This window comes from Streptomyces sp. NPDC043996, assembly GCF_056435225.1.
In genome coordinates, this window is record NZ_JBWKEY010000005.1 from 55,996 (window position 1) to 82,993 (window position 26,998).

Consider the following 26,998-nt stretch of genomic DNA (forward strand, 5'->3'; position numbering starts at 1 on the left):
TCAAGTCCAGGGAGGAAGTCGAGGAACACCCATGCCGATCAATGGCTCCGCCGCCGCCCCCACCACCCCCACAGCCCCTGTCACCCCGGGGAGCCCTGTCGAGGTCCCCAGGGGCCTCGCGGGTGTCGTCGTCACCGAGACCCGTCTCGGGGACGTTCGGGGACGCGAGGGCTTCTACCACTACCGCCAGTACTCCGCCGTGGAGCTCGCGCAGACCCGCGGCTTCGAGGACGTGTGGCACCTGATGTTCCACGGCTCACTGCCCGGCGTCGCGGAGCGGACCGCCTTCGCCGAGCAGGCCGCGGCGCTGCGGCACCTGCCCGACGAGGTGCGCGCGGCGCTGCCCGACATCGCCCGCGCCAGCGCGCTCTCCGGGCCGCTCGCCGGACTCCGCACCGCACTCTCGCTCTTCGGCGCCTCGAAGGGGTTTCGGCCGGTGTACGACATCGACGGTGACCGGCGCCGCGCCGACGCGCTCGCCGCCTCCGCCGTCGTGCCGACGCTGCTGACCGCGCTGTACCGGCTAGGCCAGGGCCTCGACCCCGTGGAGCCGCGTGACGACCTGTCGTACGCCGCCAACTACTTGTACATGCTGACCGGTTCCGAGCCGGACCCGGTCCGGACGCGGGCCATTGAGCAATACTTGATCTCCACCATTGATCACGGCTTCAACGCGTCAACGTTTACGGCTCGTGTCATTACGTCGACCGGTGCGGACGTCGCCGCGTGTCTCGTCGGTGCCGTCGGCGCGCTCTCCGGCCCCCTGCACGGCGGTGCCCCGAGCCGTGCCCTCGACACGCTCGACGCGATCGGTACGCCGGACCGCATCGACCCGTGGATCCGTGAACGCGTCCTGGCGGGCGAGCGCATCATGGGCTTCGGGCACCCCGTCTACCGCACCGAGGACCCGCGCTCGCGGATGCTCCGTGGCATCGCCCAGCAGTTCGGCGGCGACCTCGTCGAGTTCGCCGTGGAGGTCGAGCGGCAGGTCGAGGCGATCCTCGCGGAGCTCAAGCCGGGGCGTGAGCTGCACACCAACGTCGAGTTCTACGCGGGTGTGGTCATGGAGCTGTGCGGGCTGCCGCGTGAGATGTTCACGCCGACGTTCGCCTCCGCGCGGGTCGTCGGCTGGAGCGCCAACATCCTGGAACAGGCGGAGGACTCGAAGATCATCCGCCCGGCGGCGCGGTACGTGGGGGTGGAGCCGCCGGTGGCGGTGCCGCCGCTCGCCTGAGCGGCGCCCCGCCGAACGCCCGCGCGGGGCCGGTGGCCGCGGAACATCCCCGATCACGCTGTGGACGGGGGTGTTCCCCTGCGCTGGGCGGCCAGGGCGCGCTCGAAGATCCGGAACATGCGCCCTTCCGCGCTGTCCGCGGGCAGCTGGCTCTTGTGGACCCGGGTGGCGTTCCAGTAGCGCAGGAAGGCGGGGCTGGACAGCAGGCTCGAGGCGTAGACGACGAGGTCGTCCTCGGAGAACGGCGCTGCGGCGCAACTCCGCCCGGGACGCCGTCAGTTCTTCCCTCTGATGTGCGAGCTCTTGTCTCTGGAGGCGCAGCTCACGCTGTTGCATGAGCAGGGTGACGATGAGCAGGAGGACGCCAGGCCCACGAGCGCGATGCCGGCGGTGACGGCGCTGCCCCACAGGAGGGCGGTGCGTGCCGAACGCCATGCCTGTCGACCCGGCATCAGTCACCCCTGGGCGGGATTCTTCCCAGGGGTGGGGGCGAGAAACGGCGCCCGAGGTGGCGGGCGCCGCAGGGCTGTGTGACCCGTGGCCGGTCAGGCGTCGGGGATGTCGGGCCTGGCCCGGATGAGGGTGTCTCGGCTGATCACGACGATGAGCTGATCGTCGGCGCGGGTCACGCCGTCGGGCAGTGAGTCCTCGAGCGCGGTGGTCATGTCCGTGCCGAGCACGGCGAAATCACCGTGGGGCAGTTCGAAGATATCCGGGCAGTTGGCGCCGCCGAGGCTGCCCCGCTCGCGCGGAGTGTCACCTATTCGGCGGAGAGGGTTTTCGGGCATGACAAAGCTCCGTTGCGCGAGAGGGAAAACAGCTGCGAGAGGGAACGCGGCCGCGTGAGGAAAGGGCGCGCGGTGGGAATGGCGCGCGGAGGTAATCGTGGAGAGTGGAGGCGCCTGTGGTGGGGGATCGCCCACATGAAGGCGGCTCGGAGGCGGAACGCCGGAGTCGGGCGCCGCGTCCGGTTCCGGGAGCGGATCAGGCCTTGGGGATGTCCGGCTTGGCCCGGATGAGGGTGTCTCGGCTGATCACGACGATGCGTTCGTAGTCGGCGCGGGCCGCGTCGGCGGGCAGGACGCCCTCCAGAGCGGCGGTCATCTCGGTTCCGATCACGGCGAAATCGCCCGTGCTCAGTTCGAAGATGTCGGGGCAAGTCTGGCCAGTAGCGCTGCCTCGCTGGCGGGGAGAGGCGCCGATACGGCGCAGGATGTTCAAGGGGATCGTGGTCCTTGGGGGATGAGGGAATGGGGGTGTTGAGGCGACGACAGATTAGCCGCTGTTTTTCGCCGGAGCGCGTTGTGGCGTGCTCCAACTGGACTCATCCCAAGGGGGGTTAGAGCCGGTCAGTCGCCGGGCGGATTCCCCACGACCCACCACTCGTCGGTGTCCGCCTCCCGGAGGTCTCGGGCCAGGCGATCCATGACGCGGCCCAGCTCCGCTTCCTCGGAGGAGGAGCGCAGGCTGGCGCGGTGGTGGCGGGTGGCTTCCCAGTACGCGCGGAAGACCGGGTTCTGGCACATCACTCGAAGGTGTCCGTACAGCTCTCCCAGGTTCATGGCCCCGGTCCGGTAGGCGTGGAGAGCGTTGGTGTAGAGGGCGTTGGCGAACAGGAACTGCCGCTGCCGCTCCGGGGGCACCTCGTCTTCGTAGGTGTCCAGGACGGCGGCGAGCGCCTCGTCCTCCATGGCCTTGCAGAGCAGGGCGAAGTGCAGACGGTGCTGCTCGGCGAGAGCCAGGTGCCTGCGGAGCCGGGCGGCCGCGAGGGTCAGTGCTCCGGTCGTGATCGCGAGCCCCGCCATGGCGGCCGGACCGATCCCCCGTATCCAGTATTTCTGTGTGGCCATGTCAACCCCCGAATCGGGCGGCCGTCCGCCGGTCTTCGGGTGCGGGGCGGCAGGGTGCGACCGGCGAGCGATGGGCGGCGCTTGCCGTCTCCCAGGGTGCCGAGCGGCTCTGATCGGCCGGGAGGCGGAGAAGAGGCGCACGGAAGCACGGCAGGGGACCGGGCTCACACATCCCTGGGCCGTGCCCAATGTGTGCCCCAAGAGCGCCACGGAGAATCGTTCGCCTACCGGCACGTCTACGCGCACATATCCTGGAGCCGTCTTCAAATGCCGTACATGGCTGTACATGGACCGCACATGGACGTCACATGGTCGTCCCCAGTGAGGTGTACGCGCATTGACGACTTGATCCATCTTGATGTGTGTTGATGCGAGGGGCCACGCGTGAGTGAGCAGCAGATTCCAGTCGTTGTCCTGACCGGCTTCCTCGGGTCCGGCAAGACGACACTGCTCAATCATTTGCTGCACCGCAGCGGCGGTACGCGTATCGGCGCGATCGTCAATGACTTCGGTTCCATCGAGATCGACGCCATGGCCGTGGCCGGGCAACTCGGCGACTCCACTGTGTCCCTCGGCAACGGATGCCTGTGCTGCGCGGTGGACGCCAGCGAACTCGACGTGTACCTGGAGCGGCTCGCGAGCCCTTCCACGGGCATCGACGTCATCGTCATCGAGGCGAGCGGCCTCGCGGAGCCGCAGGAACTCGTGCGGATGCTGCTCGCCAGCGAGAATCCGGGCATCGTCTACGGAGGCCTGGTGCAGGTGGTCGACGCCGCCGAATTCGACGCCACCAGGGAGCGGCACCCCGAGGTGGACCGGCATCTGAGGATCGCCGACCTCGTCGTGGTCAACAAGACCGACCGCGTGCCCGCCCCGGAGCGTGATCGCGTGCTCGACGCGGTCAGGGGCCGTACCGACCGGGCGGCCGTCGTCGCCGCCTCGTACGGGCGCGTGGACGTGGGGCTCGTCCTCGACCGCAAGCCCGTGGGGGAGCGCGTCGGGCAGTTGTCGTTCGACGACCTGCACGACCACGGCGAGGGCGACCGGGGTGAGGACGGCGGCGACTGCCAGTGCGGCGACCCCGGGCACGCCCACCTGCACGCCGCGTACGACAGCCTCGCCTTCACCTCCGAGGCGCCGCTGAACCCCCGGCGGCTGATGGCCTTCCTCGACAGCAGGCCCGAGGGGCTCTACCGGATCAAGGGCCATGTCGACTTCGGGTCCGCGGACGCCCGCAACCGGTACGCCGTGCACGCCGTGGGCCGGTTCCTGCGCTTCTATCCCGAGCCGTGGGCGCCCGGCGAGAAGCGGCTCACCCAGCTCGTCCTCATCGGGTCCGGCATCGACGTACCGGCGCTGCACGCGCGGCTGACCCTGTGCAGGGAGAACGACGAGGACGCCCCGCACGCCGATGAGTTCGGGATGTGGGGCGTCCTGCGCTACGTACAGGAGCCGGAGGCGGGCGCCGACCCTGATGCCGTGGCTGGGGGAGTGCCGGGCGCGGGGGCCGCGACCGAGCCGGGTCTGGACCCCGGAACGGATCTCGACCCCGAGACCGAGATCGAGCCCTAGCCGACGGATGAGCCCTGGCCGACGGATGAGCCCTGGCCGACGGATGAGCCCTGGCCCAGAGGCGAGTGCCAGCCAAGGGCCGAGTGCCAGTCCAGGGCCGAGTCCCAGCGCCCACGGCAGAGGCAGAGGCTGAGGCTGAGGCTGAGGCCGAACTCTGGATGAGGCGGAACCCTGCCCGGGCCTGACCCGAGCCCGAGCCCGAGCCCGACCCGACCCCGAGCCGAAGCCGAGCCCAGCCGGACGCCGGGCCCCGCCCCGAACGCGTCGCTAAACCGGCCCCGCCACCGCCGCCACCGGCTTCGCCAGGGAGACCCCGGAGCCGTCCCTGCGCGGGTCGGGCTCGGGCAGCTCCGTCGGCGTGCCGTTGCGCTGTGCCGCGCGCGGGGGCGTCGGCCCCGCCCAGCCGAAGCTCAGGCAGTCCTCACCCTTCAGGAGCCGCTGGCAGCGCACGCCACCCGTGGCGCGGCCCTTGCGCGGATACTGGTCGAACGGGGTGACCTTCGCCGTCGTCTGCACCGAGTCGTCGAGCGTGCCGCGCGCGCCCGCGACCGTGAACACCACCGCGTCCACCGCGGGGTCGATCGCCGTGAAGGAGATGACCTTGGCGCCGTCCGAGAGCTTGATGCCCGCCATGCCGCCCGCCGGGCGGCCCTGCGGGCGGACCTGACCCGCCGGATAGCGCAGCAGCTGCGCGTCGTCCGTGATGAAGACCAGGTCCTCCTCGCCCGTGCGCAGCTCGACGGCGCCGATGACGCGGTCACCGTCCTTCAGCGTGATGACCTCCAGCTCCTCCTTGTTGGAGGGATAGTCCGGGACCACGCGCTTGACCACGCCCTGCTCGGTGCCGAGGGCCAGGCCCGGCGAGGACTCGTCCAGCGTTGTCAGGCACACCAGCTTCTCGTCCGACTCCAGGGACAGCAGCTCCGTGACCGGCGCGCCTCCGGAGAGGTTCGGCGCGGACGCCGTCTCCGGCAGCTGCGGCAGGTCGACCACGGAGATCCGCAGGAGGCGCCCCGCGGACGTCACGGCCCCCACCTCGCCGCGCGCCGTCGACGGCACGGCCGAGACGATCACGTCGTGCTTGACGCGCTTGCCGTCCGCGTCCGCCAGCGGCTCGCCGTTGGCCGTGCGCGCCAGCAGGCCCGTCGACGACAGGAGCACCCGGCAGGGGTCGTCCGCCACCTGGAGCGGCACGGCGGTGGTGGTGGCGCCGGAGGACTCCAGCAGGACCGTGCGCCGCTCCGTGGTGAACTTCTTGGCGACGGCGGCCAGTTCCGTCGAGACCAGCTTGCGGAGCTCGGCGTCCGACTCCAGGATGCGGGTCAGCTCCTCGATCTCCGCGTTCAGCTTGTCGCGCTCTGACTCCAGCTCGATGCGGTCGTACTTGGTGAGACGGCGCAGCGGCGTGTCCAGGATGTACTGCGTCTGGACCTCGCTCAGGGAGAAGCGGTCCATCAGGCGCTGCTTGGCCTGCGCGCTGTTCTCGCTGGAGCGGATGAGGCGGATGACCTCGTCGATGTCCAGAAGGGCGACGAGCAGGCCCTCCACCAGGTGCAGCCGGTCCCGCTTCTTGCCGCGGCGGAACTCGCTGCGGCGGCGCACCACGTTGAAGCGGTGGTCGAGATAGACCTCCAGGAGCTCCTTGAGGCCGAGCGTGAGGGGCTGGCCGTCGACCAGAGCCACGTTGTTGATGCCGAAGGACTCCTCCATCGGCGTCAGCTTGTACAACTGCTCCAGGACGGCTTCCGGGACGAAGCCGTTCTTGATCTCGATGACCAGGCGCAGGCCGTGCGCGCGGTCGGTGAGGTCCTTCACATCGGCGATGCCCTGGAGCTTCTTGGAGCCCACCAGGTCCTTGATCTTGGAGATGACCTTCTCCGGGCCGACGCTGAACGGAAGTTCCGTCACGACCAGGCCCTTGCGGCGCGCGGTCACCGCCTCCACGGCGACCGTCGCCCGCATCTTGAAGGTGCCGCGCCCCGATTCGTACGCGTCCCTGACGCCGGACAGGCCGACGATCCGGCCGCCCGTGGGCAGGTCCGGGCCCGGGATGAACTTCATGAGCGTCTCGAGGTCGGCGCCCGGGTGCTTGATCAGGTGGCGGGCGGCGGCGATGACCTCGCCCAGGTTGTGCGGCGGCATGTTCGTCGCCATGCCGACGGCGATGCCGGACGAGCCGTTCACCAGCAGGTTCGGATAGGCCGCGGGGAGGGCGACCGGCTCCATCTCCTGGCCGTCGTAGTTCGGCGTGAAGTCGACCGTGTCCTCGTCGATCGACTCCGTCATCAGGGAGGTGGCGTCGGCCATGCGGCATTCCGTGTACCGCATCGCGGCGGGCGGGTCGTCGTTGCCCAGGGAGCCGAAGTTGCCGTGGCCGTCGACCATGGGCAGGCGCATGGAGAAGGGCTGTGCCATGCGGACGAGGGCGTCATAGATCGACGCGTCGCCGTGCGGGTGCAGCTTGCCCATGACCTCGCCGACGACGCGGGCGCACTTCACATAGCCGCGCTCGGGGCGCAGGCCCATCTCGTTCATCTGGTAGACGATGCGGCGCTGGACCGGCTTCATGCCGTCCCTGGCGTCGGGCAGGGCGCGGGAGTAGATGACCGAGTAGGCGTACTCGAGGAAGGAGCCCTGCATCTCGTCGACGACGTCGATGTCGAGGATCTTCTCCTCGAACGCGTCGTCGGGCGGCGGGGTCTTCGTGCTGCGGCGGGCCATCGCTGCTGCGGCTCCTTCACCAACAAGTGCGGGATCTGACGCCGACCATTGTGGACCGTCCCACTGACAACGCCGACCACGACCCGGGCGTGGCCGCGCCACGACCAGGCGGTCGGCGGTGCCCGAGGCGGTCCGGACGCCCCGACGAGCCGCCCTCGCGAGGCAGCCGACGGGACGCTCCCGGCGAGCCCTCCCACGGGTCCGCCGTGCGGGGGCGCGAGGGGCGCGGCCCGCGCTCCCGCCCCCGTGCCCCGCCTCGCCGCGATCACGCCCACGGCGAACACCGACTACGCCGAGGGCGGAGCGGGAACTTCGCCAGGTGTCTGCAGCCTTGCATATGGTGGCAGGACCGACAGCACTTATCGAGGATTCCGCGATCGAAGGGACGTACATGCCCATGGGTCACACGGCCACAGCCGAGGCAGGCTCCGGCGGCCTGACAGCGACCGAGCACCGGCTGGCCAACGGCCTGCGAGTGGTGCTCTCCGAGGACCACCTGACCCCGGTCGCCGCGGTGTGCCTCTGGTACGACGTCGGCTCGCGCCACGAGGTCAAGGGCCGTACGGGCCTGGCTCACCTCTTCGAGCACCTGATGTTCCAGGGCTCGAAGCAGGTGCACGGCAACGGCCACTTCGAGCTGGTGCAGGGCGCGGGCGGCTCGCTGAACGGCACGACGAGCTTCGAGCGCACCAACTACTTCGAGACGATGCCCGCCCACCAGCTGGAGCTCGCCCTCTGGCTGGAGGCGGACCGCATGGGCTCCCTCCTGACGGCCCTCGACGAGGAGTCCATGGAGAACCAGCGCGACGTGGTGAAGAACGAACGCCGCCAGCGCTACGACAACGTCCCCTACGGCACGGCTTTCGAGAAGCTCACCGCCCTGTCGTATCCGGAGGGCCACCCCTACCACCACACCCCGATCGGCTCGATGGCCGACCTGGACGCGGCGACCCTCGACGACGCCCGGAATTTCTTCCGTACGTACTACGCGCCCAACAACGCGGTCCTCTCCGTCGTCGGCGACATCGATCCGGAGCAGACGCTCGCCTGGGTCGAGAAGTACTTCGGCTCCATCCCCTCGCACGACGGCAAGCAGCCGCCGCGTGACGGTTCGCTGCCCGAGCGCATCGGCCAGGAGCTGCGCGAGGTCGTCGAGGAGGACGTGCCGGCCCGCGCCCTGATGGCCGCCTACCGCCTCCCGGAGGACGGCACGCGCGCGTCCGACGCGGCCGACCTGGCCCTGACGGTGCTCGGCAGCGGCGAGTCCTCGCGGCTCTACAACCGCCTGGTGCGCCGTGACCGCACCGCCGTGACCGCGGGCTTCGGCCTGCTGCGGCTCGCCGGGGCGCCCTCGCTCGGCTGGCTGGACGTGAAGACCTCCGGCGACGTCGAGGTCCCCGTCATCGAGGCCGCCGTCGACGAGGAGCTCGCCCGGTTCGCCGAGGAGGGCCCCACCCCGGAGGAAATGGAACGCGCCCAGGCCCAGTTGGAGCGTGAATGGCTCGACCGCCTCGGCACGGTCGCGGGCCGTGCCGACGAACTGTGCCGCTTCGCCGTGCTCTTCGGTGACCCGCAGCTCGCCCTCACCGCCGTCCAGCGCGTCCTGGAGGTCACGGCGGAGGAGGTGCGGGAGGTGGCGAAGGCCCGTCTGCGCCCGGACAACCGCGCGGTGCTCGTGTACGAGCCCGTGGCCCCCGCGGAGGACGCCACGGACGCCACCGACGCCACTGAGCAGGACGCAGAGCAGAACACCGAGCAGGCAGGGGAGGCGGCGAAGTGACTGAGGCTGAGACGACTGAGACTGAGACAACTGAGACTGAGACGTCCGTGACGATGGATCTCCACCCGCAGCCCCAGGCGGGCACCGCCAAGCCCTGGGCCTTCCCCGCCCCCGAGCGCGGCACCCTGGCCAACGGCCTCACGCTGTTGCGCTGCCACCGCCCCGGCCAGCAGCTCGTCGCCGTCGAGGTCCACCTCGACGCGCCGCTGGACGCCGAGCCCCAGGGTCTGGACGGCGTGGCCACGATCATGGCGCGCGCGTTCTCCGAGGGCACCGACAAGCACTCCGCCGAGGAGTTCGCCGCCGAGCTCGACCGCTGCGGCGCCACGCTCGACGCGCACGCCGACCACCCCGGTGTCCGGCTCTCGCTCGAAGTGCCCGTCTCCCGGCTGCCGAAGGCGCTCGGCCTGCTCGCCGACGCCCTGCGCGCGCCCGCCTTCGAGGACAGCGAGATCGAGCGCCTCGTCCGCAACCGTCTGGACGAGATCCCGCACGAGACCGCCAACCCCGCGCGCCGCGCCGCCAAGGAGCTCGCCAAGCAGCTCTTCCCGGCCGACGCGCGCATGTCGCGCCCGCGCCAGGGCACCGAGGAGACGGTCACGGCGATCGACTCCGCGGCCGTGCGCGCCTTCTACGAGAAGCACGTGCGCCCCGCCACGGCCACCGCCGTGGTCGTCGGCGACCTCACCGGCACGGACCTGGACGCCATCCTCGCCGACACCATCGGCGCCTGGACGGGCGGCAGCGCCGAACCGCGCCCGATGCCGCCGGTGACGGCCGACGACACCGGCCGCGTCGTCATCGTGGACCGCCCCGGCGCCGTCCAGACGCAGTTGCTCATCGGCCGCGTCGGCCCCGACCGGCACGACCGCGTGTGGGCGGCCCAGGTCCTCGGCACCTACTGCCTGGGCGGCACCCTCACCTCCCGCCTGGACCGCGTCCTGCGCGAGGAGAAGGGCTACACGTACGGCGTGCGCGCGTTCGGCCAGGTGCTGCGCTCCGACCGGGGCGGCACGGGCGTCGCGATGCTCGCCATCAGCGGCTCCGTGGACACGCCGAACACGGGCCCGGCCCTGGACGACCTGTGGACGGTCCTGCGCACCCTCGCCGCCGAGGGCCTCACGGACGCCGAGCGCGACGTCGCCGTGCAGAACCTGGTGGGCGTCGCCCCGCTGAAGTACGAGACGGCCGCCGCCGTGGCGTCGACGCTCGCCGACCAGGTCGAGCAGCAGCTGCCGGACGACTTCCAGGCGCACCTGTACCGGCAGTTGGCCGACACGGGCACCATGGAGGCCACCGCGGCCGTCGTGAGCGCCTTCCCGAGCGACCGGCTGGTGACGGTCCTCGTGGGCGACGCCGCGCAGATCGCGGAGCCGGTGAAGGCACTCGGCATCGGCGAGGTGACCGTAGTCACCGGCTGACGCCAAGGCCGGACCGACCCAACGCGCCAGGGACAAACCGCCCCAACGCGCCACGGATAAACCGGCACCAACACGCCACGGACAAACCGGCACCAACATCGCCTGACTCATGGGACCCCGGAGGCTAGAGATGCCCCCGGGGTCCCGTCATGCCGCCATATGTCCGAATTGACATGGAGGTTGGGCGTCTGCCGTGTGGCGTGCGCTACAAAAGCCGGGATCCGTTTGTCGATTGAAAGATGAGGCGTTTAGCGTCAGTGCGGCTGTCCGTAAGGCAGTACGCCGCGTCCGCGGCACCGGACAGTCATCGCCGAGTCCCCGTACGGCGCGAGCCAGGGGAGCCGGGGACCCACACGTCCCCTGGGGTGAATCGGACCCCTTGCCGCGAGGCGAGGAGCCCGTAGGAGACCTTCCTGCTCCGAACCCGTCAGCTAACCCGGTAGGCGAGAAGGAAGGAAAGGACCAGCCGCTTCATGGCGCTCATCCGCCCGACCGGCAAGCACCGTCGCCCGAGCCGCATCACCCGCACCACCGCGAGCGCCGCGGGCGTCGCCGCCCTCACCACCACCGGCGTCATCTCGGGCCTGGCCGCTCCCGCGCTCGCCGCGGACAGCTCCGCCGACCATGGCAGCACTGGTCTCACCCAGGCCATCGCCATCAACGACACGCTGGCCGACGAGATCGACGCGCAGGCCAACGCCCAGAAGCAGGCCGCCAACGACGCCGCCGCGCAGCAGAAGGCCGAGGAGGCCGCGCGCCACAAGGCCGCCGAGCAGAAGCGCAAGGCCGAGGCCGAGGCGAAGGCGAAGGCCGAGGCGAAGGCCAAGAAGGAGGCCGAGGCCAAGGCGGCGAAGGAGGCCAAGGAGCGGGCCCGCGAGCGCGCCGCCCGCGACGCCGAGCGCAAGCGCCTGAACGCCTACGTGGCCCCGGTCAACGGCTCGTATGTCTCCACCTCCTACGGCGCGGGCGGCGGCATGTGGTCCTCCGGCAGCCACACCGGCATCGACTTCCACGCCGGGTCCGGCACCTCGGTGCAGGCCGTCGGCGCGGGCACCGTCGTCGAGGCGGGCTGGGGCGGCGCCTACGGCAACAACATCGTGATCAAGATGAACGACGGCACGTACACCCAGTACGGCCACCTGTCGTCCATCAGCGTCACCGTCGGCCAGGCCGTCACCCCCGGCCAGCAGATCGGCCTCTCGGGCTCCACCGGCAACTCCTCGGGCCCGCACCTGCACTTCGAGGCCCGCACCGGCGCCGACTACGGCTCGGACATCGACCCGGTGGCGTACCTGCGCTCCCACGGCGTCAGCGTCTGACCCGCCGTCACCCACGCTTCCGAAAGCCCCGGCTCCCCGAGCCGGGGCTTTCCGCGTGCGTACGCCGCGCACGCGCTCCGCGCGCACGCGTCCTGGGCGCACACCCTTGGCCAAAAGATATCCATGGATTACCGCGCACCATCGGAAAATGTGGCTGCCTGCAATAGAGTCCGTCGTGGCAGAGTCCATAGGTTCGTGGCGCAAGCGTCATTCAGTGCGTCGTGCGACGCGTTTCACGGGCATTAAGGGCAGTAAAGCGGAGGTCCGTCATGCGCATTCCCGCGCACTCGGTGTGCACGGCCATCCGGGACGACATCGTCGCCGGTGTCTACGAACGCGGCACGCGGCTGACCGAGGAACTGCTCGCCCGCCGCTACGGCGTCTCCCGCGTCCCCGTGCGCGAGGCCCTGCGCACCCTGGAGGCCGAGGGCTTCGTTGTCACCCGCAGGCACGCGGGCGCGTGCGTCGCCGAGCCCACCGAACAGGACGCCGCCGACCTCCTGGAGGTCCGCACGCTCCTGGAGCCCCTGGCCGCCGCCCGCGCGGCACAGCGCCGCACCGAGGCCCATCTGAAGGTGCTGCGCGGCCTCGTCAGGCTCGGCCAGGAGCGGGCCCGCCGGGGCGGCGGCGAGGACCTGCGCTCGCTGGACGGCTGGTTCCACGAGACGCTCGCCCAGGCGTCCGCGAGCCCCAGCCTGATCGCCCTGCTCACCCAGCTGCGCCACAAGATCGCGTGGATGTACGTCGCGGAGGCCCCGGCCGCGCCCGCGGAGGTCTGGGCCGGGCACGCCGCCGTCGTCGACGCGGTCACCCGCAAGGACGCCGACCGCGCCCGCGCGCTGACCGTCCTGTGCGCCGAGCGCACGGCGTCCGCGCACCGGCCGCGCGCCGGTCGTGTGAGGGGTCCGCAACATGCCGTAAACACGGTGGGCGCGCGGAATTAACGGCGAGCCCGTAGACAAAGAGCGGGAATTCCGTACCGGATTTCCCGCCCGGCGCCACTTTCTTTCTTTCCCGGCGGCACGGGCACGTTGACAGCGGCATGGTCGCGCTTCGTTCAAGCGGCATGCCCGCACGTCGTTCAATTCGCGCCGAACACCCCGGCAGCCCCGGCGCACCCCGAAAGCGGCACACCCCGAAAGCGGCACGCCCCCGAAAACACGACGGAGCCGCGCGAACCCTTGGGTTCGCGCGGCTCCGTACCGCGATGTCCGACGGTGTCAGACGGTGTCAGACGGTCTCGGGGAGCTCCTCAAGCCCTTCCGCGACCAGCTTCGCGAGACGGTCCAGGGCGGCGTCCGCACCCTCGGCGTCCGAAGCGAGCACGATCTCCTCGCCGCCCTGCGCGCCCAGGCCGAGCACCGCGAGCATCGAGGCCGCGTTGACGGGGTTGCCGCCGGCCTTGGCGATCGTCACGGGCACGCCCGAGGCCGTGGTCGCACGGACGAAGATGGAGGCGGGCCGGGCGTGGAGGCCCTCGGCCCAGCCGACGTTGACGCGGCGCTCAGCCATGTGTTGCTGCCCTTCCAGGTGTCTCACACTTGTCTAGACCAGTGTCTCATGCCGACCCGGGTGCTCCGGCCGGACCGGCGCCGCGGCTGCCCGCGGCCCCTCGTCCCGCGCCGTGCCGCCACCCGACCGCCGTGCGACGCCTCCTACACTGCCCCGGCCCGCGCGGCCGCGCGACCCGTACCCTGGCCCCATGCACACCCCGGCGGACGGCCACGCGTACCCCTCGCACTGGGAAGCCGACGTGGTGCTGCGCGACGGCGGTACCGCCCGCATCCGGCCCATCACCGCCGCCGACGCGGACCGTCTGGTCAGCTTCTTCGAGCAGGTCTCCGACGAGTCGAAGTACTACCGCTTCTTCGCGCCCTACCCGCGCCTGTCCGCCAAGGACGTGCACCGCTTCACCCACCACGACTACGTGGACCGCGTCGGGCTCGCCGCCACCGTCGGCGGCGAGTTCATCGCCACCGTCCGCTACGACCGCGTCGACGCCGACGGCCGGGCCGCCTCGTCCCCGGCCGACCAGGCCGAGGTCGCCTTCCTCGTCCAGGACGCCCACCAGGGCCGGGGCGTCGCCTCCGCGCTGCTCGAACACCTCGCCGCCGTCGCCCGGGAGCGTGGCGTGCGCCGCTTCACCGCCGAGGTGCTGCCCGCCAACACCAAGATGGTCAAGGTCTTCACGGACGCCGGGTACCGCCAGGAGCGCAGCTTCGAGGACGGCGTCGTCCGCCTCGAAGCCGACCTGGAGCCCACCGACCGCTCCCTGGCCGTCCAGCGCGCCCGCGAACAGCGCGCCGAGGCCCGCTCCGTGCAGCGCATCCTGGCCCCCGGCTCCGTCGCGGTGATCGGCGTCGGCCGCGCCGAGGACAGCGTCGGCCGCACCGTCCTGCGCAACCTGCGCCGCTCCGGCTTCACCGGTCGCCTGTACGCCATCAACCACGCCTTCACCGACGAGGACACCGCCCAGGGCGTCGAGGGCGTCCCCGCCCACCCCTCGGTGCGGGCCGTCGCCGAGCCCGTCGACCTCGCTGTCATCGCCGTTCCCGCCGAGCGGGTCCCACAAGCCGTCGCCGACTGCGGCGAACACGGCGTCCAAGGGCTCGTCGTCCTGAGCGCGGGATACGCCGAGAGCGGCCCCGAAGGACGCGACCGGCAGCGCGAGCTCGTCCGCCAGGCCCGCTCCTACGGCATGCGCCTCATCGGCCCCAACGCCTTCGGCGTCCTCAACACGTCCCCCGACGTGCGCCTCAACGCCTCGCTGGCCCCCGAGCTGCCCGCCACCGGGCGCGTCGGCCTGTTCACCCAGTCCGGCGCCATCGGCATCGCCCTCCTTTCCCGGCTGCACCGCCGCGGCGCGGGCCTCACCGGCGTCTCCACCTTCGTCAGCGCGGGCAACCGCGCCGACGTCTCCGGCAACGACGTCCTCCAGTACTGGTACGAGGACCCGGACACCGACGTCGCCCTCATGTACCTCGAATCCATCGGCAACCCCCGCAAGTTCACCCGCCTCGCCCGCCGCGCCGCCGCCGCCAAGCCCCTCGTCGTCGTCCAGGGCGCCCGGCACAGCGGCATCGCCCCCACCGGCCACGCGGGCGCTGCGACCCGCCTCCCGCACGCCACCGTCTCCGCGCTGCTGCGCCAGGCGGGCGTCATACGCGTCGACACGGTCACCGAACTCGTCGACGCCGGTCTCCTCCTCGCCGGCCAGCCCCTGCCCGCGGGACCCCGCGTCGCCATCCTCGGCAACTCCGAGTCCCTCGGCCTGCTCACGTACGACGCCTGCGTCGCCGAAGGGCTGCGTCCGCTGCCCCCGCGCGACCTGACCACCGGCGCCACCCCGGAGGACTTCCGCGCCGCGCTCGGCGCCGCGCTCGCCGCCGACACCTGCGACGCGGCCGTCGTCACCGTCATCCCCTCCCTCGGCGAGTCCAGCCGCGAGGGCCAGGGGGAGACCCTGGCCGCCGCGCTGCGGGCCGCGGCCGCCTCCTGCCCGACCAAGCCCGTCGCCGTCGTCCACGTGGAGCTCGGCGAGCTCGCCGAGGCCCTCTCCGCGGCCGCGAGCACCAAGCCCCGGGCGGCCGCCCGCCCCGCCGACCCGGCGCCCGCCGCGCCGCCCGCGGCCGAAGCCCCGCCGCCGCACGCCCGCATCCCCGCCTACCCGGCCGCCGAGCGCGCCGTCCGCGCCCTCGCCGAAGCCGTCGCCTACGCCCAATGGCGGCACGACATCGCCGACCCCGGCAAGGTGCCCGAGTACGACGACATCGACGAACAGGGAGCCGCCGACCTCATCGCCGCGCTCCTCACCAAGGGCGACGACCCCCAAGGACTCACCCAAGGACTTACCCAAGGCGTCACTCAAGGCCTTGCCCAAGGCCTCACCCTCGACGTCCACGACGCCCGCGACCTCCTCGGCCGCTACGGCATCGCCGTCCGCCCCGCCCTGCCCGCGCCCGACGCCGACGCCGCCGCGCACGCCGCCCGCGAGCTCGGCTACCCCGTCGCCCTCAAGACCACCGCCCCCCACCTGCGCCACCGCCCCGACCTCGGCGGCGTACGCCTCGACCTGGCCGACGAGGAACAGCTGCGCCGCGCCTACCGCGAGCTCACCCACGCCCTCGGGCGCCCGGCCGAGCTGCGGCCCGTCGTCCAGGCCATGGTCGCGCGCGGCGTCGACACCGTGGTGCGCGCGGGGCACGACCCCGCCGCGGGCGCGGTCCTCTCCTTCGGCCTCGCGGGCGCCGCCTCCGAACTCCTCGGCGACACCGCGCACCGACTGATCCCGGTCACCGACCGCGACGCCCGCACCCTCGTGAGAGCCATCCGGACCGCGCCCCTCCTCTTCGGCTGGCGCGGCTCCGCCCCCGTCGACGTCGAGGCCCTGGAGGAGCTCCTCCAGCGCGTCTCCCGGCTCGTCGACGACCATCCTGAAGTGGTCACCGTCTCACTGGAACCGGTGGTCGTCGCCCAGCACGGCCTGTCCGTACTCAGCGGCACCGTCCGCCTCGCCCCGCCCCCGGCCCGCGACGACCTGGGGCCGCGCACCCTGCCCGCCTACTAGCCGAGGTCGTCGCGAGCCGGAGGGCGAAGCCCCGAGGCCGCCACCGCGCGCCTCGGGGCGGGCGTCGGGCCGTAGGATGGACCGCATGGCAAAGACCGGTACCACGACCCAGGGGCTGCGCGCGGCGATCGAGCGCAGCGGCTACTACCCGGCCCTCGTGGCCGAGGCGGTGGAAGCCGCGGTCGGCGGCGAGGCCATCGGGTCGTATCTGGTCCACCAGGAGACCACGTTCGACGCCAACGAAGTGCGCCGCCACGTGACGGTCCTCGTCCTCACCGACACCCGCTTCATCGTCAGCCACACCGACGAGCAGGCGGCCGACAGCACCTCCCCGACCCCGTACGCCACGACCTCCACGGAATCCGTGAAGATCGGCCGGATCTCGTCGGTCGTGGTGAGCCGCGTCGTCGCCAACCCCGAGAAGTACGTCCCCGGTTCCCTGCCCCGTGAGGTCGTCCTCACCATCGGCTGGGGCGCCGTATCGCGCATCGACCTCGAACCCGCCGCCTGCGGCGACCCCAACTGCGAGGCCGACCACGGCTACACCGGCAGCTCCACCGCCGACGACCTCAGCCTGCGGGTCAGCGAGGCCGGGGACGGCCCCGACACCGTCCGGCAGACCCTCGTCTTCGCCCAGGCGCTCTCCGAGATCACGGCGGCCACCGGCGCCACCGGCACGGGCACCGGCCGTTGATGACCACGGCCGACTGGGCCGGCGGCTGGGACGACGTACGGCCGCTGGACCTCGCCACCGCACCCCTGCCCGAGTACGGCGCGGGATCGCTCGCCGACCTGCTGCCCACGCTGGTCGCCCACCAGGAGGTCGACGGCTTCGCCCCCGTCATCCCCGAGCTGGCCCCCGCCGACCGCGCCTGCGTCTTCCTCATCGACGGCCTCGGCTGGGAGCAGCTGCGCGCCCACCCCGCCGAAGCGCCCTTCCTGACGTCGCTGCTCGGCTCCTCGCGCGGCGGCACCGGACGCCCCATCACCGCGGGCTTCCCCGCCACCACCGCCACCTCCCTGGCCTCGGTCGGCACCGGCCTGCCCCCCGGCGCCCACGGCCTGCCCGGCTACACCGTCCGCGACCCCGCCACCGGCGAGCTGATGAACCAGCTCCGCTGGAAGCCCTGGACCGACCCGCACGCCTGGCAGCCGTATCCGACGATCTTCCAGCGCGCCCACGACGCGGGCGTGCGCACCGCCCAGGTCTCCTCGCCGACCTTCGAGCACACCCCGCTCACCAAGGTCGCCCTCAGCGGCGGCACGTTCCGCGGCCGCCTCTCCGGCGAGGACCGCATGGACCTCGCCGCCGAGCAGCTCGCGGCCGCCGACCGCGCCCTGGTCTACACCTACTACGCCGAAGTCGACGGCAAGGGCCACCGGTTCGGCATCGACTCCGACGCCTGGCGCGGCCAGCTCATGTACGTCGACCGCCTCGCCCAGCGCCTCGCGGAGCGACTGCCGCCGCGCAGCGCCCTCTACATCACCGCCGACCACGGCATGATCGACATCGCCTTCGACGAAGACTCCCGGATCGACTTCGACGAGGACTGGGAGCTGCGCGCCGGGGTCGCCCTCCTCGGCGGCGAGGGCCGTGCCCGGCACGTCTACGCCGTCCCCGGCGCCGAGGCCGACGTCCTCACCGTGTGGCGCGAGGTCCTCGGCGACCGCTTCTGGGTCGCGAGCCGCGAGGAGGCCATCGCCGCGGGCTGGTTCGGACGCCACGTCGACGAGCGCGTGCACGGCCGCATCGGCGACGTCGTCGCCGCCGCCCACGACGACGCCGTGATCATCGCCTCGCGGACGGAGCCGAAGGAGTCCGCGATGGTCGGCAACCACGGCTCCATGACCCCGGCGGAACAGCTCGTACCGCTCCTCGAAGTACGCACGTAGTACGTACCTGGTGCGCGGCTAGCCGACCCGCGCCGCTGACCTGCCCGCGCACGCCCCCCGCACCCCCCGCACACGATGAAAGGCCCTCACCCTCCCATGCCTGAGCTGGTGTTCTTCTCCGGAACGATGGACTGCGGGAAGAGCACCCTCGCACTGCAGATCGAGCACAACCGCTCGACCCGCGGACTCCAGGGGATGATCTTCGCGCGCGACGACCGCGCGGGCGCGGGCAAGCTCTCCTCGCGCCTCGGCCTGGTCACCGAGGCCATCGAGGTCGCCGACGACCTCGACTTCTACGCCCACCTCGTCGACCACCTCTCCCAGGGCGGCCGCGCCGACTACGTCATCGCCGACGAGGCGCAGTTCCTCGCCCCCGAGCAGATCGACCAGCTCGCGCGCGTGGTCGACGACCTCGGCCTCGACGTCTTCGCCTTCGGCATCACCACCGACTTCCGCTCCAAGCTCTTCCCCGGCTCGCAGCGGCTCGTCGAACTCGCCGACCGCATAGAGGTCCTCCAGGTCGAAGCCCTGTGCTGGTGCGGCGCCCGCGCCACCCACAACGCCCGCACCGTCGGCGGCCACATGGTCGTCGAAGGCGCCCAGGTCGTCGTCGGGGACGTCAACCAGGCGGCCGACGAAGTCGGTTACGAGGTGCTGTGCCGCCGTCACCACCGGCGCCGCATGACCGCCGCCTCCGCCCGCGCCGGTGCCCTCTCGCCCGACGTCCTGCCGGTCGACCCCGCCGACGCGCCGGTCCGCTCCTAACCGCGTCCGGCCTGCTCCTGGCCGGTGTGCCCGGACCCCTCAGATGCTGTGCCCTCCTCTGAGTGCACGAGCGTGAACACCGCCCCCTCCGGGTCGGCGACCGTCGCGACCCGCCCGTGCGTACCGACGCGCACGGGCTCCACGACGCGACCGCCCAGCGCGTCGACCCGCTCCACGGACGCGTCCACGTCCGCGGTCTCGAAGTACGTCATCCAGTGCGCGCCCCGGTCGCGCGGCAGCGCGCTCCCGACGCCGTGCGCGGACGCCACCGCCTCGCCGTCGAGGAAGAACGTCAGATAGTCCAGGCCGGCGACGTCGGACGCCTCCTCGGTGTAGCCGAACAGGGTCCGGTAGAACTTGGCGACCTCCGCCGTCTCCCGCGTGAGCAGCTCGTTCCAGGCGGGCGCGCCGGGCACTCCGGCCACCCCCGCGCCCATGTGCCCGGCGCCCTGCCAGACGCCGAACACCGCGCCCGACGGGTCCGAGGCGATCGCCATCCGCCCGGCCTCCGCGGCGTCCAGCGGCCCGACGCCCACGGTGCCGCCGCAGTGCCGCGCGCACTCCGCCGTGGCGTCCGCGTCGTCCGACGCCAGATACGGGGTCCAGGCGATGGGCAGGTGCCGGTCGTGGGGAAGCTGTCCGATCCCGGCCACCTCGCGGCCGTCGAGGACGGCGCGCACATAGGGGCCGAGCTGCTGGGGTCCTGGCTGATACGTCCAGCCGAAGAGCGAGGCGTAGAACTCCTGGGTCGCGGCCAGGTCGTGCGCCATCAGGCTCACCCAGCAGGGCGTGCCGGGTGCGGGCCGCGCGGTCGGGACGCGTCGGCTCTCCGGCCACCGTGCCTTGGTCATCGTCACTCTCTCCTCGGGCCCATGGGGCGTCGGCCGCCGGGCGACGGCAGGCATCGGTGGGCGGGCCGGTCAACGGATGCCGAAGGCCGCCACCCGTCGCCCGCCGTCCGCCGCTGCCGTCCGTCGTCGCTCAGCCGTCGCCACTCCGCTTCGCTTCCGCTTCGATTCGCTTTTCGAACGCGCGTACTCAGGCCGCGCGCATGCCCGTCCGTGCAGATGCTTGCATCACCGGTCGCCCCGCGCTCCCCGGCCGCGCCGCCTTTTCCGGTCTCTTGGCGGAGGATGCCCGGTGGGCCGTTTCGCATCCGTGAACGCGCGGTTGCCGGGCTGTGTCCGCTGGCGGTACGCGGTGTGCCCGGTCCCGTACGTCACGTGTTCGGGCGTGGTCCGGCCGAGCAGGGTAGCCGGACCTGGACGTGGCGGCCACCCTGTGGGCAAGGTTGGGGCTTATGAATGCCATCATCTCCGCATCCCAACTCGCGAGCGACCTGGCGGGCGAGAATCCGCCAGTGCTGCTCGACGTCCGCTGGCAGCTCGGCGGCCCGCACCAGCGGCCCGCCTACGAGAAGGGGCACCTGCCTTTGGCGGTCTTCGTCGACCTGGACGCCGAGCTGGCGGGCCCGGCCGGTGCGGCGGGCAGGCATCCGCTGCCGGACGCCGAGCGGTTCGGCGCGGCGATGCGGGCGGCGGGCGTGTCGGCGGACCGGGACGTCGTCGTGTACGACGGCGGCCAGGGCTGGGCGGCGGCGCGCGCCTGGTGGCTGCTGCGCTGGGCGGGGCACCCTTCGGTGCGGGTCCTCGACGGCGGGCTCGCGGTGTGGGACGGCGCGCTGGAGTCCGGTGACGTGCGCCCCTCCGCCGAGGGCACGTTCACGCCGGTGCCGGACTCGATCGGGCGCCTGGACGCGGACGGCGCGGCTGCCCTGGCCCGGTCGGGCCTGCTCCTGGACGCGCGGGCGGCCGAGCGCTACCGGGGCGACGTCGAGCCGATCGACCGCGTGGGCGGCCACATCCCCGGCGCGGTCTCGGCGCCCACGACGGAGAACGTGGCGGAGGACGGCCGGTTCCGGTCGGCCGAGGAACTCGCGGCCCGCTTCGCGTCCCTGGGGGCCGCCGAGGCGGGGGAGGTCGGCGTCTACTGCGGCTCGGGCGTCTCCGGCGCGCACGAGGTCCTCGCGCTCGCGGTGGCGGGCGTTCCGGCCGCGCTGTACGTGGGTTCCTGGTCGGAGTGGTCCTCGGACGCCTCCCGCCCGGTGGCGACGGGCCCGGAGCCGAGCTAGCACCGCGGCGCGCCGGACGTCGTGTCAGACCGTCGTGTCAGACCGCTGTGACGGATTGCCGTGTCGCCATGACGATCGCTGGGTCAGACCGCTGGGTCAGACCGCAGTGACGGTTCGCTGTGACGTTCCGTGACACGTCCCGGACGTCGTGACGCTCCGTGACGCGTGGGGATCATGTGAAGGGCCCGTACGGATCTTGCGTACGGGCCCTTCGCGGTGCCCGTGCGAGGCGCGGGCGGCTGGCTCTTCCCTGTTTCCGGGGCGGCTATTCCTGCTTCTTGCGGCGGGTGCCGAACACGATCTCGTCCCAGCTCGGCACGGCGGCGCGGCGGCCGGGGCGGACGCCGTCGGCCTCCGCCTGGCGGTCCGTGGAGCCGACGAGGCGTTCGCGGTGGCTGGCCACGGCGCGCGGCATGAGCACGTCCGCGTACGCGGATCCGGCCGACGCGGCGGTCGCCGGGGCCTCTTCGGCCTCGGGCTCCTGCTCCGGTTCCTCCTGCGCGGGCGGCAGTTCGGCGGGTGCGGTGGTGGGGCGCTCGGGGACGACCATGTCGCCCCGGAAGCTCGGGACGGCCTCCAGGAGGCTGGTGAGCGAGTCGCGCTCCTGCTCGCCGATGGTCGCGCTCGCGCCGGTGCTCGCGGGTTCCTCGGTGGTCTCGGGGCCGCCGGGGCGGTCGAGGGCGCGCTCCAGGGAGCGCTCGCGGGGGAGCCGGGCGATGCGCGGCACGAACGGGAAGCTCGGTTCGGGCGCGGCGATGTCGTCGGTCTCGCCGATGAGGGCGCGCGCTTCGTCGTCGACGGCCTGGACGAGGCGGCGCGGCGGGTCGTAGGTCCAGCTCGCGGAGTGCGGCTCGGTGGCGACGCGGTAGACGAGCAGCACTTCCCAGGTGCCGTCGTCGCGGCGCCAGGAGTCCCACTGGACGGATTCCTTGTCGGCGCCGCGAAGGAGCAGCCGCTCCTGGACGGCCTCGCCGAGCTGGGGGCCGGTGTTCTCGCCGGGGCGGCGCACGGGGGTCTTGCGGGCGCGCTCGGCCATGAAGGCGCGCTCGGCGAGCACGGGGCCCTCGAAGCGGCGGACGCGGTCCACGGGGATGCCGGCGAGCGAGGCGACTTCTTCCGCGCTGGCTCCGGCGCGTATACGTGCCTGGATGTCGCGGGGCCGGAGGTGGCTCTCGACTTCGATCTCGATCTGGCCGAGCCGGGGCCGGTCGCCGCGCACGGCGGCGCGGAGCCGTTCGTCGATCGGAAGCGTGTACTCCGTGCTGTCGGCAGCTTTCAGCACCAGCCGTGTGCCGTCGTTGCTGACGGCCACGACACGCAGTTCGGGCATGGGGACCTCCCGGGTGGTGCCTGCCGACGTCACGTGCGTCGCTGCTTCCGCTAGTCGAGTGTGGCCTGCCCGGGTGCAGCCTGCCACAACCTTGCCGATTTGCCCGGCGTGTCGGGCATGGGCCCTGGATCGCCGTTATGGCACGGTTACCTATTCGCAACGCTAAGTGACCAAACTCGTCACTCTGTGCAGCGAGCCCCCTCCCGGCGGTCCTGGCTGGCCCCGGGCACCCTGGCTGGAGACCGGGCCCAGGGCTCGCAACACTACTCCATTCGGGCCACCCGGGTGGACCGGCACGCTGCCGAACTTCTCCCGGGTGAAGGGAGTTGATGGCGTCAAGGGGCGCGATGCGCCCGCGCGCGAGTGGCGCTCTTCACGTAATCACCTGAATCGGAACTATTTCCTTCGGGTGTACGTCCCTATCTCATGTGGCTCGCGTAGATCGTACGACGACGGGCCTTATCTCCGCTGACGCATGACTCGTGGCTTTCAGGGCGAACGCGCCTAGATGAGCCGAGAAGAACCGGGATGCGCCGAACTATACGGAGAAGTCGAGATGTCGAGAAAGCGAGAAGGGCAGGCAAGGGCGGGAGATGCGCGGACAGCCGGATTCCGGCGGGGAGTCGGAGGACACGTCGGAGGACACGTCGGAGGACACGCAGGGCAAGAGGCGGCTCGATCTGAGCGTGCCGCAGGTGGCGGGGAGCGCCGTGGCCGCCGTGCTGGCCGCGAAGCTCGCGTCCAGCTTCGGCGTGTACGGAACGATCCTCGGCGCCGGTGTGGTGAGCGGCATCGCCACCTGCGGCGGCACGGTGTTCCAGCACTTCTTCAAGCGCACGGGCGAGCAGATACGCGACGTCGCGGTGCAGGCCAAGCCGAAGGCGCAGCAGGTTCCGGCGGGAGCGAACGCCCCGGTGCCCGAGGCGTTCAGAGCCGCGCCCTCGGTGCCTTCCGCACCCCCGACGCCTTCCGTGCCCTACGCCGCGGGCACGGGCCCGGTGACCACGACGTGGGGACGGCAGTACGCCGACCACGCCGCCCCGGACGCCGACCCCACCACCGTGCTCCCACACGTCGGTGACGCCGACCCCACGACCATGCTGCCGCAGGCCGGGGCCGGTGCCTCCGACGCGGACGCGACCCAGCTCCTCGGTGCCGTGGACGCCACGCGGATGCTGCCGCGCGACCAGCGGACCCAGGTGCTGCGCCAGGCGGCCCCCGCGGGTCCCGGCGAACCGCCGCTCCCGTCCGAGGAGTTCACCGAGGGGACGACGCACCGCGCGCGGGTGACCAGCTGGAAGCGGCCCTTGGTCGCCGCCGCCGTCGTCTTCGGCGTGGCGCTCACCGGCATCACCACGTACGAGCTGGTGAGCGGGCAGAGCTTCAGCGGGGACGGCAAGAGCACGACGATCAGCGATGCCTTCAAGGGGCGCAACTCGTCGTCGTCCCACGACGAGCGGCCGGCCGGCGACTCCGACCAGCCCTCCGGTGACGCCACGCCCAGTGAGGGCGACGGCTCGCAGCAGGACGACGGCACGTCCAAGGACCCGAGCGGCACGCCCTCGCCGAACGACGACACCGGCTCGGACACCGGCAAGGACACCGACAAGGACCAGGGCGGCAAGCCGGACGACGGCGGGGACAAGGACGACGACGGCTCGAAGGTCGACCCGACGCCGACCCCCACGCCCACCCCCAAGCCGACGCCGACCCCCACGCCGTCGAACGGTGGCGGGAACGGCTCAGACAACGGCTCGGACAACGGCGTGCAGGAACAGCAGCGGTCTCCGGAGCAGTGAGGGCGCGGCCCCTGGTGCGGTGCCACGCCCCCTAGGCCGTCGCGTCAGTCGCCGAGCACGCGCCGCAGATAGGCGTTGGCGAAGAGCCGGTCCGGGTCGAGGCGGTCGCGCAGGGCCGTGAACTCGGCGAAGCGCGGGTAGGCCTTGGCGAAGTACGCGGCGTCGCGGGTGTGGAGCTTGCCCCAGTGGGGCCGCCCGTCATGGGCGACGAAGATCCGCTCCGCGGCGCCGAAGTACGTACGGAAGGGCGTGCCCTTGTACATGTGGACGGCGATGTACGCGCTGTCGCGGCCGGACGCCGTGGACAGTGTGATGTCGTCCGCGGGCGCCGTGCGGACCTCCACGGGGAAGCTGACGCGCAGCGGGGAGCGGTCGACCATCGCCTTCAGCTCGCGCAGCGTCTCGACGAGCGCCTCGCGCGGCACGGCGTACTCCATCTCCACGAAGCGCACCCGGCGCGGGCTGGTGAAGACCTTGTAAGGGATGTCCGTGTAGGTGCGGGCGGACAGGGCCTTGCTGGAGATCTTCGCGATGGCGGGGATGGTGGCGGGGACGGCCCGGCCGAGGGAGTTGACCGCCTGGAAGAGGCCGTTGGAGAGCAACTCGTCCGCTACGAAGGCGCTCACCGCGTGCGGCGGGGCGGCGGGGCCGAGGCTGCGGTTGTTGCGCTTGGTGTTGCAGTTGCCGGTGTGCGGGAACCAGTAGAACTCGAAGTGCTCGTTCTCGGCGACGAGTTCGTCGAACGCGCCGGTGACCTCGTCGAAGCCCATCGGCTCCTCGCGGGCCCGCAGCAGGAACAGGGGCTCTACGGCGAAGGTGATCGCGCTGATGACGCCGAGCGCGCCGAGCCCGAGGCGGGCGGCGGCGAAGACGTCGGGGTGCTCTTCCTTGGAGCAGGTCAGGACGCGGCCGTCGGCGGTGACGAGTTCGAGCGCGGTGATCTGGGCGGCGAGCGACGCGGAGTCGCGGCCGGTGCCGTGCGTGCCGGTGCTGACGGCCCCGGAGACCGTCTGCTCCATGATGTCGCCCATGTTCGTCAGCGACAGGCCCTCACGGGCGAGCGCGGCGTTCAGGCGCTTGAGCGGGGTGCCCGCCTCGACGGTCACGGTGCCCGCGGCGCGGTCGATCCGGCGGATGCCCGTGAGCAGGTCGGGGCGGATCAGCAGGCCGTCGGTGGCCGCGGCGGCGGTGAAGGAGTGGCCGGTGCCGACGGGCTTCACCGTCAGGCCGTCCTCCCTGGCGCGGCGCACCGCCGCCACCAGTTCGTCGACCGAGGCGGGCGTCGCCTCGCGCGCGGGGCGCACGGCGACGGTGCCCGCCCAGTTACGCCACGCCGCTCGACTCCTCGCGCTGGTCGCTTCCGCTTCCGCTGCCGCGTCCGTGCCCCTGCCCGTTCCCGTGCCCATGGGTCCCTCCCCGTCGCGGATCCGGCTGCTTCAGCCGGCGATACCCCAGGAATCCGACCGCGGCCGCGAGCGCCCCGGCCACGCCCGCCACGCCGTACCCGGCGCTCGGTCCCGCGGCGTCGATCACCCAGCCGGCCGCGGAGGAGCCGAGCGCGATCCCGACGGCGAGGCCGGTGCTGACCCAGGTCATGCCCTCGGTCAGCTTCGCGCGTGGTACGTGCTGTTCGACGAGGGCCATGGTGGTGATCATCGTCGGTGCGATGGACAGGCCCGCGAGGAAGAGCGCCGCGGCCAGGAACGGCAGGCTCCCGACCAGTTGCAGCGGGATCATACTCACGGCCATCGCGCAGACACCCAGCAGCCACCTGCGCGCGGGCGACCCCTTGAAGTGCATGAGCCCGAAGCCCACGCCCGCCAGACACGAGCCGAACGCGTACACGGCGAGCACCAGGCTGGCCGCGCTCTTGTGGCCCTCGTCCTCCGCGAAGGCGACCGTGACCACGTCCACGGCGCCGAAGATCGTGCCCGTGGCGACGAACGCGGCCACCAGGACCTGCAGTCCAGGAGAGCGCAGCGCCGAGCCCTTGGTGTGGTGTTCGCGCGGGTGCGGCACCGGCTCGGTGGCCCGCTGCGCGGTCAGCCAGAAGACGCCGGTGGCGAGGAACACGGCCGCCAGGAGCGGCCCGGCCTCGGGGAACCAGACCGTGGACAGGCCGATCGAGATGATCGGCCCGAAGATGAAGCAGACCTCGTCCACGACGGACTCGAAGGAGTACGCCGTGTGCAGCTGCGGAGTGTCGCGGTACAGGGCGGCCCAGCGCGCGCGGACCATCGAACCGAGGCTCGGCACGCAGCCGACGAGCGCGGCGCAGACGAACAGCGTCCAGTCCGGCAGCTCCAGGCGCGCGGACAGCAGCAGGCCCGCCACGGCGACGAGCGACACCAGGGTCGCGGGCCGCAGCACACGGCTCTGGCCGTGCCGGTCCACGAGCCGGGATATCTGCGGGCCGATCGCCGCGGCGGACAGCGCGACGGTGGCCGACAGCGCGCCCGCGAGGCCGTACCGACCGGTGATCTGGGAGACCATCGTCACGATCCCGATGCCCATCATGGACAGCGGCATCCGGCCGAGGAGGCCAGCGGCGGAGAACCCCTTGGTACCGGGGGCGGCGAAGATGGCGCGGTAGGGGCTTGGCACGTGGACTCCGCA

22 protein-coding genes and 1 riboswitch are annotated in these 26,998 nt (G+C 72.2%); of the genes, 12 read left to right on the forward strand and 10 right to left on the reverse strand.

What is annotated here, in order from left to right:
• Positions 1-31 precede the first annotated feature (31 nt).
• Complete coding sequence (locus AC07A4_RS14475) at positions 32-1,234, forward strand: citrate synthase (RefSeq protein WP_478597646.1); 1,203 nt, start codon at positions 32-34, stop codon at positions 1,232-1,234.
• 53 nt (positions 1,235-1,287) lie between these two features.
• On the opposite strand, the gene AC07A4_RS14480 is transcribed toward AC07A4_RS14475, so the two are convergent.
• From AC07A4_RS14480 to AC07A4_RS14495, 4 genes are all read right to left on the reverse strand, one after another.
• Entirely contained in the window at positions 1,288-1,440 is a 153-nt protein-coding gene (locus AC07A4_RS14480; protein WP_478598888.1) for a DUF6082 family protein, read from the reverse strand.
• Positions 1,441-1,779: 339 nt separating this feature from the next.
• Complete coding sequence (locus AC07A4_RS14485) at positions 1,780-2,022, reverse strand: hypothetical protein (RefSeq protein ID WP_478597649.1); 243 nt, start codon at positions 2,020-2,022, stop codon at positions 1,780-1,782.
• A gap of 196 nt (positions 2,023-2,218) precedes the next feature.
• Positions 2,219-2,455, reverse strand: coding sequence for a hypothetical protein (locus AC07A4_RS14490; protein ID WP_478597650.1), 237 nt, complete (start codon positions 2,453-2,455; stop codon positions 2,219-2,221).
• 128 nt (positions 2,456-2,583) lie between these two features.
• A complete protein-coding gene (locus AC07A4_RS14495) occupies positions 2,584-3,084 on the reverse strand; it encodes a DUF6082 family protein (protein WP_478597653.1) in 501 nt (166 codons plus the stop codon).
• A gap of 384 nt (positions 3,085-3,468) precedes the next feature.
• On the opposite strand from AC07A4_RS14495, the gene AC07A4_RS14500 reads away from it, so the two are divergent.
• Entirely contained in the window at positions 3,469-4,656 is a 1,188-nt protein-coding gene (locus AC07A4_RS14500) for a CobW family GTP-binding protein (RefSeq protein ID WP_478597656.1), read from the forward strand.
• A gap of 267 nt (positions 4,657-4,923) precedes the next feature.
• On the opposite strand, the gene AC07A4_RS14505 is transcribed toward AC07A4_RS14500, so the two are convergent.
• Positions 4,924-7,377: a DNA gyrase/topoisomerase IV subunit A gene (locus AC07A4_RS14505; protein ID WP_478597659.1), complete on the reverse strand. Its 2,454-nt coding sequence runs from the start codon at positions 7,375-7,377 to the stop codon at positions 4,924-4,926.
• Positions 7,378-7,714: 337 nt separating this feature from the next.
• On the opposite strand from AC07A4_RS14505, the gene AC07A4_RS14510 reads away from it, so the two are divergent.
• From AC07A4_RS14510 to AC07A4_RS14525, 4 genes are all read left to right on the forward strand, one after another.
• The gene (locus tag AC07A4_RS14510) at positions 7,715-9,157 is read left to right on the forward strand and encodes a M16 family metallopeptidase (protein ID WP_478597661.1); all 1,443 of its coding nucleotides are present in this window, start codon (positions 7,715-7,717) and stop codon (positions 9,155-9,157) included.
• A gap of 53 nt (positions 9,158-9,210) precedes the next feature.
• Complete coding sequence (locus AC07A4_RS14515) at positions 9,211-10,578, forward strand: M16 family metallopeptidase (protein WP_478598890.1); 1,368 nt, start codon at positions 9,211-9,213, stop codon at positions 10,576-10,578.
• A gap of 298 nt (positions 10,579-10,876) precedes the next feature.
• Positions 10,877-11,038, forward strand: a riboswitch (cyclic di-AMP (ydaO/yuaA leader).
• A 13-nt stretch (positions 11,039-11,051) separates the two neighbouring features.
• Complete coding sequence (tolA, locus tag AC07A4_RS14520) at positions 11,052-11,897, forward strand: cell envelope integrity protein TolA (RefSeq protein ID WP_478597664.1); 846 nt, start codon at positions 11,052-11,054, stop codon at positions 11,895-11,897.
• 269 nt (positions 11,898-12,166) lie between these two features.
• The gene (locus tag AC07A4_RS14525) at positions 12,167-12,841 is read left to right on the forward strand and encodes a GntR family transcriptional regulator (protein WP_478597667.1); all 675 of its coding nucleotides are present in this window, start codon (positions 12,167-12,169) and stop codon (positions 12,839-12,841) included.
• Between the two features lie 286 nt (positions 12,842-13,127).
• On the opposite strand, the gene AC07A4_RS14530 is transcribed toward AC07A4_RS14525, so the two are convergent.
• On the reverse strand, positions 13,128-13,409 hold the full coding sequence (locus AC07A4_RS14530; RefSeq protein ID WP_478597670.1) for an HPr family phosphocarrier protein: 282 nt from the start codon (positions 13,407-13,409) through the stop codon (positions 13,128-13,130).
• A gap of 190 nt (positions 13,410-13,599) precedes the next feature.
• On the opposite strand from AC07A4_RS14530, the gene AC07A4_RS14535 reads away from it, so the two are divergent.
• The 4 genes from AC07A4_RS14535 to AC07A4_RS14550 all read left to right on the forward strand — a co-directional run bounded on the left by AC07A4_RS14535 (position 13,600) and on the right by AC07A4_RS14550 (position 19,122).
• Entirely contained in the window at positions 13,600-16,464 is a 2,865-nt protein-coding gene (locus AC07A4_RS14535; RefSeq protein WP_478597673.1) for a bifunctional acetate--CoA ligase family protein/GNAT family N-acetyltransferase, read from the forward strand.
• Between the two features lie 85 nt (positions 16,465-16,549).
• A complete protein-coding gene (locus tag AC07A4_RS14540; protein ID WP_478597676.1) occupies positions 16,550-17,158 on the forward strand; it encodes a DUF5998 family protein in 609 nt (202 codons plus the stop codon).
• A complete protein-coding gene (locus tag AC07A4_RS14545; RefSeq protein ID WP_478597679.1) occupies positions 17,158-18,357 on the forward strand; it encodes an alkaline phosphatase family protein in 1,200 nt (399 codons plus the stop codon). Before AC07A4_RS14540 ends, AC07A4_RS14545 begins: the two co-directional genes overlap by 1 nt.
• Before the next feature lie 96 nt (positions 18,358-18,453).
• Complete coding sequence (locus tag AC07A4_RS14550; protein WP_478597682.1) at positions 18,454-19,122, forward strand: thymidine kinase; 669 nt, start codon at positions 18,454-18,456, stop codon at positions 19,120-19,122.
• On the opposite strand, the gene AC07A4_RS14555 is transcribed toward AC07A4_RS14550, so the two are convergent.
• Positions 19,119-19,973, reverse strand: coding sequence for a VOC family protein (locus tag AC07A4_RS14555; RefSeq protein WP_478597685.1), 855 nt, complete (start codon positions 19,971-19,973; stop codon positions 19,119-19,121). The two genes, AC07A4_RS14550 and AC07A4_RS14555, sit on opposite strands and share 4 nt — an antisense overlap.
• Positions 19,974-20,422: 449 nt before the next feature.
• Here AC07A4_RS14555 and AC07A4_RS14560 point away from each other — a divergent pair, with 449 nt between their 5' ends.
• Positions 20,423-21,253 carry a sulfurtransferase gene (locus tag AC07A4_RS14560; protein WP_478597687.1) on the forward strand — a complete coding sequence of 277 codons (831 nt, stop codon included), beginning with the start codon at positions 20,423-20,425 and terminating at the stop codon, positions 21,251-21,253.
• Between the two features lie 265 nt (positions 21,254-21,518).
• On the opposite strand, the gene sepH is transcribed toward AC07A4_RS14560, so the two are convergent.
• Complete coding sequence (sepH, locus tag AC07A4_RS14565; RefSeq protein ID WP_478597690.1) at positions 21,519-22,583, reverse strand: septation protein SepH; 1,065 nt, start codon at positions 22,581-22,583, stop codon at positions 21,519-21,521.
• 593 nt (positions 22,584-23,176) lie between these two features.
• Here sepH and AC07A4_RS14570 point away from each other — a divergent pair.
• Complete coding sequence (locus AC07A4_RS14570) at positions 23,177-24,382, forward strand: hypothetical protein (protein WP_478597693.1); 1,206 nt, start codon at positions 23,177-23,179, stop codon at positions 24,380-24,382.
• A 44-nt stretch (positions 24,383-24,426) separates the two neighbouring features.
• On the opposite strand, the gene AC07A4_RS14575 is transcribed toward AC07A4_RS14570, so the two are convergent.
• Both AC07A4_RS14575 and AC07A4_RS14580 read right to left on the reverse strand, forming a co-directional pair.
• Positions 24,427-25,788 carry a D-arabinono-1,4-lactone oxidase gene (locus tag AC07A4_RS14575; protein ID WP_478597695.1) on the reverse strand — a complete coding sequence of 454 codons (1,362 nt, stop codon included), beginning with the start codon at positions 25,786-25,788 and terminating at the stop codon, positions 24,427-24,429.
• Positions 25,706-26,986, reverse strand: a complete 1,281-nt coding sequence (locus tag AC07A4_RS14580) for an MFS transporter (protein WP_478597697.1) — start codon at positions 26,984-26,986, stop codon at positions 25,706-25,708. Before AC07A4_RS14580 ends, AC07A4_RS14575 begins: the two co-directional genes overlap by 83 nt.
• Positions 26,987-26,998: the final 12 nt, after the last annotated feature.